At 59.4% G+C, this 8,222-nt stretch carries 10 protein-coding genes; all 10 read left to right on the top strand.

What is annotated here, in order from left to right; genetic code table 11:
- Nucleotides 1–214: hypothetical protein (locus tag NUW23_14005; protein ID MCR4427275.1), on the top strand; the 214-nt coding region annotated here is incomplete at its 5' end.
- 11 nt (nucleotides 215–225) lie between these two features.
- Complete coding sequence (locus tag NUW23_14010) at nucleotides 226–2,253, top strand: chemotaxis protein CheA (protein MCR4427276.1); 2,028 nt, start codon at nucleotides 226–228, stop codon at nucleotides 2,251–2,253.
- Between the two features lie 23 nt (nucleotides 2,254–2,276).
- Complete coding sequence (locus tag NUW23_14015) at nucleotides 2,277–2,897, top strand: chemotaxis protein CheC (protein MCR4427277.1); 621 nt, start codon at nucleotides 2,277–2,279, stop codon at nucleotides 2,895–2,897.
- Nucleotides 2,897–3,397: a chemotaxis protein CheD gene (locus tag NUW23_14020; GenBank protein MCR4427278.1), complete on the top strand. Its 501-nt coding sequence runs from the start codon at nucleotides 2,897–2,899 to the stop codon at nucleotides 3,395–3,397. Before NUW23_14015 ends, NUW23_14020 begins: the two co-directional genes overlap by 1 nt.
- A gap of 21 nt (nucleotides 3,398–3,418) precedes the next feature.
- On the top strand, nucleotides 3,419–3,775 hold the full coding sequence (locus NUW23_14025; protein MCR4427279.1) for a response regulator: 357 nt from the start codon (nucleotides 3,419–3,421) through the stop codon (nucleotides 3,773–3,775).
- Nucleotides 3,775–4,869 carry a chemotaxis response regulator protein-glutamate methylesterase gene (locus tag NUW23_14030; GenBank protein ID MCR4427280.1) on the top strand — a complete coding sequence of 365 codons (1,095 nt, stop codon included), beginning with the start codon at nucleotides 3,775–3,777 and terminating at the stop codon, nucleotides 4,867–4,869. Before NUW23_14025 ends, NUW23_14030 begins: the two co-directional genes overlap by 1 nt.
- A gap of 12 nt (nucleotides 4,870–4,881) precedes the next feature.
- Nucleotides 4,882–5,691, top strand: coding sequence for a protein-glutamate O-methyltransferase CheR (locus tag NUW23_14035; GenBank protein ID MCR4427281.1), 810 nt, complete (start codon nucleotides 4,882–4,884; stop codon nucleotides 5,689–5,691).
- Entirely contained in the window at nucleotides 5,688–6,569 is an 882-nt protein-coding gene (locus NUW23_14040) for an HD domain-containing protein (GenBank protein ID MCR4427282.1), read from the top strand. The genes NUW23_14035 and NUW23_14040 overlap by 4 nt, the downstream gene beginning before the upstream one ends.
- A 21-nt stretch (nucleotides 6,570–6,590) precedes the next feature.
- The gene (locus NUW23_14045) at nucleotides 6,591–7,052 is read left to right on the top strand and encodes a flagellar assembly protein FliW (GenBank protein MCR4427283.1); all 462 of its coding nucleotides are present in this window, start codon (nucleotides 6,591–6,593) and stop codon (nucleotides 7,050–7,052) included.
- Between the two features lie 104 nt (nucleotides 7,053–7,156).
- Nucleotides 7,157–8,222, top strand: a 1,066-nt coding sequence (locus tag NUW23_14050) for a flagellin (GenBank protein ID MCR4427284.1), incomplete at its 3' end; no start/stop codon positions are given.

Here is an 8,222-nt window from a genome sequence, read left to right on the forward strand (position 1 = left end):
GGACGGGGGCTCGATGGTGTCTTGGGGCACCCGCAACACTTCTGACACACCGTCCCCTGTGCTTGTGACCGTGGATTCCCGGTACCTGCGAGGCATCGCCAAACTTGGCTCGCGGCTGATCATCCTGCTAGATCTCGACCAGGTTCTTTCACCAGGCGAGAAGAAATCCCTCGAGGCACTGGAAGCGGGACAGCTCGTTGCGGACGCTTCGTAGGAGGCCTTCCCATGGACCAATCCTTCGGAATCACCTCTGAGGATATCGCTGTCTTCCTCCAGGAGGCCCTCGAGCAGTTGCAGTTGCTCGAGGATGATCTACTGGTCCTGGAACAAGACAGAGCAAACCCGGAGGTCCTGTCGGAAATCTTCAGGGCAGCCCATACCCTCAAGGGGTCTTCCGCGACCCTGGGACACGAGAGAATGGCCAGACTCGCGCACTCCATGGAGAGTGTCCTCGATGGCTTGAGGAAGAACGAGATCACAGTGACTCGACACACCATCGATGTGCTCTTCCAGTGCCTGGACGCCCTGCGTGCCCTGACGAAGGAGATCGCAACTGGGGAGCAAGACGGCACAGACGTGTCCGGGCTCACCGCCAGGCTCGAAGAGATACAGGACAACCAGACGACGGGCATGGGCGGGGACAGTACGATTCTGGTCGTGAGATTCTCTGCCGGGTGCGTGATGCCTGCGGTCCGTGCGTACCAGGTCGTTGACAGACTGATGGGGCAGTTCGACGTCCTGGCGACAGTCCCCGGAATGGACCGGATCGAGGCAGGGGACGAACTCCAGGAGCTTCGAGTCATCCTCTCTCTCGGCGCACACGGCGAGAACCCGGAGAGGGCCCGGGAGGTTGCCCTCTCTGTGGGTGATGTGATCGGGGCAGAGTTCATCCGGGACGCCGGAAGACCCGGGACACCCTGCGCAATCGGCGCGGCCGGCACCTCCGGCGCGTGCGTCGCGCCGGAGGCACCCGGCTCGCCGCCGGGTGCAACTCGTGCGCCTGTCTCGGCTAGCTCTGGCGGGAACCAGAAGAGAGATGCTGCTTCCGTGAGCTCCGCCACTGTCAGGGTAGACGTCTCTAGACTAGACACCCTGTCCAACCTCGTTGCGGAGCTAGTGATCGACCGGACACGTCTTGCACAGATCGAGAGCAGGATCGCCGCGAAGCACGGTGAAGATGAATTACTTTCCGACCTCAACCGCACCTCCATGCACATAGGCAGGCTCACCACGGAACTGCAGGAGGCCATAAACAAAGCCCGGATGCTGCCCATCGAAAAGGTGTTCCGCAGGTTCCCGAGAATGGTTAGGGACCTCGCGCAGAAACACGGCAAGGATGTGGATTTCGTCATCGAGGGCGAGGACACGGAGCTCGACCGGTCGGTGAGCGAGGAGATAGGCGATCCCATCATCCACCTGCTCAGGAACGCGGTGGGGCACGGGATCGAATCGCAGGAGGAGCGGGTGGCCTCGGGGAAGCCTCCCCGGGGCGCGCTCAGGCTTTCTGCGTTCCGGGAGGAGAACTGCATAGTCATCCAGGTGCAGGATGACGGGAGAGGGATAGACATCGAACGAGTCAAGGCGTCCGCTATCAGGCGCGGCCTGATCTCCGAGGAGGCGGCCATGCGCCTGCCAGACCGCGAGGCTGTCAACCTCATATTCTCCCCCGGTCTGTCCACTGCAGAGAAGGTGGATGACACATCGGGCCGGGGGGTTGGAATGGACATTGTCAGAAAGAATATCGAGAAGCTCAACGGCTCCGTCAGCATCGAGACCGCTCCCGGCCAAGGGACGACTTTCACTGTGAAGCTTCCGCTGACTCTGGCAATTATCCATGCTCTTCTTGTCTCAGTGGAATCGAGGATCTATGCGATTCCACTTGCGTCGGTTGTGGAAATCACCAGGGTCGAGGCTGAGAATATCCGGACTGTGAGAGGCCGCGAGGCAATTCTGGCAAGAGGCGCCGTCGTACCACTGATCCGGCTGCACGAAGTCTTTGGATTCCCGGGCGCGGACGGACGGAGCGGGGCCCGGGCTTTTGCCGTGGTTGTCTCGAGCCCGGAAGGATGGGTTGCCCTGGTTGTGGACTCTCTCCTGGGGGAGATGGAGGTCGTCATAAAGAGCCTCGGCGCTTTCGTGGGCAACATACCGGGAGTGTCGGGGGTGACAATACTTGGGGATGGCAGGATCGCGCTCATTCTGGACATCCCCAGCCTTGCCCGGAAGATTGTGGACGAACGACATGCCGGGTAGCTCAGAAAGGGGGAACGGCCAGGGTGGCACAGGTGACTGACGAATGCGGTGCGGTGGCGATAGAATCCCTCAGGCGTATCGCGGTTTGGGGTACCGACCGGCTGGCCAAGGCGCTTTCACTGATGGTCGGGCGTCCTGTGGGAGTTCTGCCGCCTAGAGTTGCCTTTGTGCCCCTGCGTTCCATTTCCGACATCGCCGGCGGGCCTGAGTCTGCCGCGCTTGGCTCGTATCTGTCGGTTTCAGGGGATTTGACAGGGCACGTGATTCTCCTGATTCCCGTGGACTCCGCCAGGGCCCTTGCTGACCTGGTCATGGGCAACCCCGCGGGAACAACGACAGGTCTGGATGAGATGGCCTTGTCTGCCCTCTCGGAAGTGGCCAACATCACGGGGTCTTCGTTTCTGAATGCAATCGCAGACTCCGCGAATCTCGTCGTGCTGCCGAGCCCTCCGTGCTTAGCGATGGACATGACCGCCGCCCTTCTGAGCAGCGTCCTCTCGGGGCTCTACACCGAATCTGACGAGGCGATCATAATAGAGACCAGGTTCATCGAGACCGAACGGGAGGCACGCGGGTTCTTCTTCCTTGCTCTCGACGCAGATTCACTGGACAGACTTGTGCAAGTACTGAGAGCGGGTGTGTGATGGCCCCTGAGGTTGTGGCTGTGGGAATCGGCGAGATCAAAGTCTCGGCAAGACATGATGTCACGCTGGTTGCGTATGGGCTGGGATCATGCATCGGAGTGGTGGTTTGGGATCCGGACCGGCGGGTGGGGGGACTGGCCCACGTGGTGCTGCCGGACAGTTCGATAGGGTTGGGCAGAGATGGAGTATCACAACCGGAAAGGTTTGCCGATACCGGTATCCCCCTGCTGCTGCAGGCCGTCGAGAGACTGGGCGCGTTGCGACAATCGCTGAGAGCCAAGATCGCTGGCGGCGCAAAGATGTTCGTCACTCCGACCGCTAGTGACGTGTTGGACATTGGGGGCAGAAACGCGAAAGCAGTCAAGGAGGCGCTCGCGGAGGCGCAAGTCCCTTTGGTCGCAGAGGACATCGGGGGAACTGTGGGCCGCACAATGAGGTTCATACCGGGCCAGGGCCGGGTTTTTGTGAGAACACTGGGTATGAAAGAGCGGGAGCTCTGAGGGCTTTGGGGGGTGTAGTCAGTGGCCGGGATCCTCGTGGTGGACGACGCCGCTTTCATGAGACTGAGGTGTGCGAAGCTCCTGACGCAGCACGGGTACTCAGTTCACGAGGCCGAGAACGGGCTTGACGCTGTGACCAAGTATGCTGAGCTTAAGCCGGACCTAGTCCTTATGGATATCACTATGCCCACTATGGACGGCATTACGGCACTTCGCGAGATCCGCAGGTTGGATGCATCAGCAAAAGTGGTGATGTGCTCCGCGATGGGACAACAAGCCATGGTGATCGAGGCCATAAAATCCGGCGCCAAGGACTTCGTGGTCAAGCCGTTCGAGCCGGATACAGTGCTTGCGGCTGTCAAGAAGCTGGTGGGTTGATGCCGAGAATATCGGTGCTGGTCGTAGACGACTCAGCATTCATGCGAAAAGTCATCTCCGAGATCCTCTCCTCCGATCCGGCAATAGAGATCATGGGGACCGCACGAGATGGGCGGGATGCGATTGCGAAGGCCCAGCACAACCGCCCAGATGTGGTGACTCTGGATGTCGAGATGCCAGTGATGGACGGGATCGCAGCGCTTCCCATCCTCTGCGGGGAACTCGGAATCCCTGTCGTGATGTTGTCCAGCCAGACCCAGGCAGGGGCGGATGTCACGATTCGCGCACTCTCATTGGGCGCCGTGGACTTCGTTCGTAAACCTTCAGGTTCCATATCGCTTGACATTGCAAAGGTCCACGACGAGCTGATTGCCAAGGTCAAGATGGCTTCCAGGGTCGCGCGGGGAAGGATCATGGAGATGGCAGCAGGATGGCCGCGGGGCCCGAAACCTGGGCTTCTGTCGATGAGACAGGCGCAACCTTCCGGCCGGGCAGGCACGGCCCTCGGAGCACCGCCGGAGCGGGCTGGCTGCGTGGTGGTGATCGGGACATCCACTGGAGGACCGAGGGCGCTTGCCGAAGTCATTCCCGCTCTCCCCCCTAACCTGCCTGCCGGGGTTCTAGTAGTCCAGCACATGCCCGCAGGTTTCACCCGGTCTCTTGCTGAGCGCCTGAACGAAACATCTAGGCTCTGCGTGGCCGAGGCTCGAGGGGGTGAACGCGTAACAGCGGGCAGCGCGTACCTGGCCCCGGGCGGACGACACTTGCTCGTGAACGGCGACGCCACGCTCGCTCTGGATGAAGGTCCAGCTGTTCACGGGGTCAGGCCAGCTGTGGACGTGACGATGCGGGCGGCGGCGAGTGTTTTCGGCAGGAACACTGTAGGAGTGATCATGACAGGGATGGGCTCTGACGGTGCCGAGGCTATGGAATACATCAAGCAGATGGGCGGAACGACCATCTGTGAACACGAGTCGTCATGCGTTGTGTACGGGATGCCCAGGTCAGTCGCGGAAAAGGGCGCTGCCGATCGGGTGGTCCCACTCGGCCAGATCGCCGATGAAATAGTCGATGCAGTGCTCACTCTGGCTTGAGAGGGAACGAAGATGGAGTACTTGGACCAAGCAGACTACGCTGCGTTCAAACGTAGGGTCCTCAAGCTAATCGGAGTGGACCTCGGGCAGTACAAGTCACAACAGATGGAAAGGCGTCTCCGGGGGATGCTGGAGCGAACCGGTGCAGGTTCACTTGCCGCCTATGCCAGGGTGCTCGAACATGATCCGCTGGAACTGAAGAAGTTTCAGGATTTCTTCACCATCAACGTATCGGAGTTCTTCCGAAACCCCGAGAAGTTCGATGAACTTGAGAAGCGAATTTTACCGGGGCTGCTAGTGCACTCGCCCAAGCTGAACATCTGGAGCGCAGGATGCTCCAACGGTGCTGAGATATACTCTGTTGTGATGATTCTGGACAAGATGACCCCTGGCCGGGTGCATCGGTTCCTCGCTACAGATATCGATGCGACGGTCATCGAGAAAGCCAAGGCCGGTGTTTACCTCGCGCAGGATGTCAGAAACGTCCCGCGGGCATGCCTGGCTCGGTACTTCACCAAACAGCGCGACAAGTATGTCATCTCCGACGGAATCAAGTCCAGAGTCGAATTCAGAGTCCACAACCTCCTGGCTGACAGCTTCGAGAAGGGCTTCGACCTCATAATCTGCCGCAATGTAGTGATCTATTTTACAGAGCAAGCCAAAGACCAACTCTACAGGAACTTCAGGGAGAGCCTCAAGGAGCACGGCGTATTGTTCGTGGGGGGTACAGAGACGATTCTGAACGCCGCAAGTGTCGGGCTCGCATCGGCATCGCCTTTCTTCTATCGCCGTCTTCCCGTGGGGAAGGAGTTGAGAGCGTGAACCGGTCACAGTCCATCTCGGAACAGACCGTGGCTCGAGGGACGAGGATTCTTTCCGGTCTCCACCGACACCTAGCGGCGGCGGCCAGTCCTGATGATATAGACATCCCATACAATGACCTCTCTGGCCTCGTTGAAATGATCGAGGACGATCTCGTTGAAGTAGGTTCGGAGGTGGTCAGTCTGGCTCCGTGCAGCGAGCCCGAGGACTACTTTTACGTCCGCCCGATGAATATTGCGGCTGTTTCCGTCTGGGTCGCTCGCAAAGCTGGTCTGGCCCGCCGGACCACTGACATTGGGCTGGGTGCACTTCTCTGTGACATTGGTTTTGCCTTGATTCGCGAATCCCCCATCTCGGACCGGGAAATGCAGCGGCATCCCGAGTACGGGCTCAGAATACTGCGTCTCGATAGCAGATTCACGGCGTGGAGTCGGGCGATCGTGTTCCAGCACCACGAGAGACACGATGGGAGCGGGTATCCAAGAAAACTTCAGGGCGAAGGGATAGACCCTCTCTCAAGAATCGTGTCAGTTGCCGATACATACTGTAGCCTCGTTTCCTCGGGCAATCCGAGCGGGGCGCGGCTGGGGTCCCAGGAGGCGTTTGAGTACGTGATGAGCGCGGCCGGGTTCGAGTTCGACCACACGACGGTTCTTGGGGTCATGCAGTATGTGGCTCCTTATCCCGTCGGAACGGTAGTAAGACTCAACACCGGAGAGACGGCGGTTGTGACCCGGGTGTTCAAAGGACTCACCACAAGGCCGAACGTCCGGGTAATAGCTGACCGAAACGGGCGAGAGGTGTGCGAGGCAGACGAAATGGTCCTCGCGGACTCAAAGAACCAGACGACACTCATCACCGAAATCTGCGACCTATGACACACCCCTGGAGGTAGTCAGATGATCATCAAGAGCACGCGTCTTGGCGAACTGACGGCCGAGGCCGAACAGATAATAACGTTTCCCCGCGGTCTTCCCGGTTTCGAGCGGGAGCGCCAGTTCGTCATCTGCGATCATCCTGGAAGCCGTTCCATCAAGTGGCTTCAGAGCGCGTGTGACCCTGATCTGGCTCTGGTGCTGGTAGACCCGTTCGAGTTTTACCCGGACTACCACATAGACATCCCTGAGGACCAGGCAGGGGAGGTCTTGCCAGCGAATGCGGACGAGTTGGCCGTGATGAGTGTTCTGACAGTGAGGCCTGAGTTGACCCGGACAACTGCAAATCTCGTGGCACCGATCGTGGTCAACCGAACGAAGCGCCTGGGCGTCCAGGTCATTCTTCAGGGGACTTGTTACAGCACGAGACACCCGCTCGTGCCAGTTGCAGAAGGCCGCGCTGGGTACGAGGCCAGGTGTTCCTGAGTCCCAGGTTCGGACAGAAGGGGGGAAGCCGGGAAGCCAGACACGAGCCGGATCATCGCAAGGATGCGGGACCGGAATATCGACTACAAGGAGGTATTGAGCAGATGCGAATCAATCACAACCTGTCTGCGTTGAACGCCTGGAAGAACCTTGTCGCAAACGATGACGGGCAGACTAAGTCTTTGGAGAAACTCTCTTCCGGCCTCCGGATCGGGCGCGCTGCTGACGACGCTGCCGGCCTCTCGATCTCGGAGAAGATGCGCGGCCAAATCAAGGGCTTGACCCAGGCCGCCAGGAATGCGCAGGACGGTATCTCGCTGTTACAGACGGCAGAAGGAGCGCTCGCTGAGACCCATTCGATCCTGCAGAGAATGAGGGAGCTTGCGGTTCAGTCTGCGAGCGACACAGTGACCAACGATGACCGTGCTGAGATCCAGAAAGAGGTAGACGCCCTCGCAACCGAAATCAACCGGATCTCGGGCACTACGGAGTTCAACACCCAGAACCTGCTAGCAGGGAAATTCACGTCCGAGACAATCCACATCGGAGCGAACGCCGGCCAGAAACTCGAAGTGAGCATCAGTGACATGAGTGCCAAAGCACTCGGGGTGCACCAGAACAGGGATTTCGACGCCGGCGTGCTCTTTGGAGGCAAGCTGCTGGTGACGGGCACGGTGGATACCTCGTCCAGCGCGGACGCGAGGTACGCTGTGCAGGTCCGAGTCACGATCACGGACGCCACCGCTGACAATGAACTAGCGACCCTTGAGTGGCTCGATACCGCGGGAAACGTCCTCGAAACCACTGAGAATGTTGACGTTTCAGCCACTACGACCGATGAAACCTACGGTCTCACCTTTAAGGAGAACACTGGACAGCTCGGCTTGAACGACACCTGGACGATTGACCTGATGACCAACGGCATAAACGTGTCTACCCAAGCCGCCGCCAACACGGCCATTACCACAATCAACACGGCCATCAACACCGTCTCGAGCGAACGGTCCAAGCTCGGGGCGGTGCAGAACCGGCTCGAGCACACCATCGCAAACCTTTCGACGTCAGCCGAGAACTTGACTGCGGCGGAGTCGCGGATCAGGGACGTGGACGTGGCAGTTGAGATGATGAACTTCACCAAGTTCCAGATCCTGAGCCAGGCGTCCACGGCGA

It is taken from the genome of Bacillota bacterium, from assembly GCA_024655925.1.
Taxonomy (GTDB): Bacteria; Bacillota; DTU025; order DTU025; family JANLFS01; genus JANLFS01.

Bases quoted from the DNA above. Each gene is read 5' to 3' on its own strand.
- NUW23_14045 (MCR4427283.1), top strand. From the start codon at position 6,591: ATGATCATCAAGAGCACGCGTCTTGGCGAACTGACGGCCGAGGCCGAA.
- NUW23_14020 (MCR4427278.1), top strand. From the start codon at position 2,897: ATGGCCCCTGAGGTTGTGGCTGTGGGAATCGGCGAGATCAAAGTCTCG.
- NUW23_14030 (MCR4427280.1), top strand. From the start codon at position 3,775: ATGCCGAGAATATCGGTGCTGGTCGTAGACGACTCAGCATTCATGCGA.
- NUW23_14035 (MCR4427281.1), top strand. From the start codon at position 4,882: ATGGAGTACTTGGACCAAGCAGACTACGCTGCGTTCAAACGTAGGGTC.
- NUW23_14010 (MCR4427276.1), top strand. From the start codon at position 226: ATGGACCAATCCTTCGGAATCACCTCTGAGGATATCGCTGTCTTCCTC.